The organism is Wohlfahrtiimonas larvae (assembly GCF_002006755.1).
Lineage (GTDB): Bacteria > Pseudomonadota > Gammaproteobacteria > Cardiobacteriales > Wohlfahrtiimonadaceae > Wohlfahrtiimonas > Wohlfahrtiimonas larvae.
Map to the genome: position 1 here is coordinate 1 of NZ_MVDO01000265.1, position 1,235 is coordinate 1,235.

At 37.3% G+C, this 1,235-nt stretch carries 1 protein-coding gene; it reads left to right on the top strand.

The features are described from left to right. Positions 1 to 1,156 (top strand): phage terminase large subunit family protein (locus tag BZK14_RS12960; RefSeq protein ID WP_216350023.1); only part of this gene is annotated, 1,156 nt, incomplete at its 5' end. Positions 1,157 to 1,235: the final 79 nt, after the last annotated feature.

Here is a 1,235-nt window from a genome sequence, read left to right on the forward strand (position 1 = left end):
AAAACGCTATATGTTGGCCCACGTTAAAAATTTAACAGGCATTGATTTATCAGGCGGTGATGCTGTTAAGTTTAAAGAGGATTTACAGTTTTATTTTTTGGGTGCAAACCCAAATACGGCACAGGGCTACACTGGCGATGTAACATTGGATGAAATATTTTGGATGCAACGCTTTGAAGAAATTCAAACGGTTGTATCAGCTTGTGCAACACATAAAGATTTCATCATCAATTATTTATCAACAGCATCAAGCAAATCACACCCTGCTTATAAATTGTGGGCTGCAACAGAATGGCACAAAAAGAAGAGCAATAAAAAGTTTGGTGTAGAGCATAAAGACTTAAAAGATGGCCGTTTATGTGAAGATGGTAAATTCCGCAAAATCATCACAGTACATGATGCGATTGCAGGCGGTTTTGACAGAGTTGATTTAGATAAATTGCGCTTACGATATGACGATGAACAATTTGCAAGATTATTTGAGTTTCAATTCTTTGATGATTTGTCATCCGCTTTTAATTTTAATGATTTGCAAGCATGCATGGTGGATTCATGGGAAAAATGGACGGACTTTAAACCAATTGAATACCCACATAAACCTTTTGGCCGTAAAAAAGTTGCGGTGGGATATGATCCTGCACGAAGTAATGATGGTGCTGCGTGTGTTGTGGTTGCCTTGCCAGATGGCACACATAAGAAACGACGCATTTTAGAAAAGCATTTTTGGAGCGATGTGAGTTTTGAAGCCCAAGAAAACCATATCAGAGATATTTGTGAGCGTTATAACGTCGTGCATTTGGGCATTGATTGCAGAAACATGGGGCTTGCTGTTGCTGAACGTGTAGAAAAATTCTATCCAAATTTAACAAGATATATGAGTGATTTGCAGTTAAAAACACTGTTTGTACTGCAAGCAAAAGCATTATTTAGAGATCGATTGGTTGAGTACGATTCTGGATGGAGTGATTTATTAGGCTCATTCATGAACATCAAAAATGCAATGAGTAAATCTAACCGATTTGCCACATTTGAATCAGTAAGAGATCAAGAACATGGGCACGCTGACTTAGCAAATGCAACGATGTACGCATTTGGTTATGAGGGTTTTGATGGCGTGATTGCGGGTGAAGAAGATGATGAAATTTACGAGATATAATTATGAGCAAGAAAAAAACTAAAGAAGTAGTGAACAATGATGATGTAACTGTTGATAATTTCACAATGGATTCATCTTA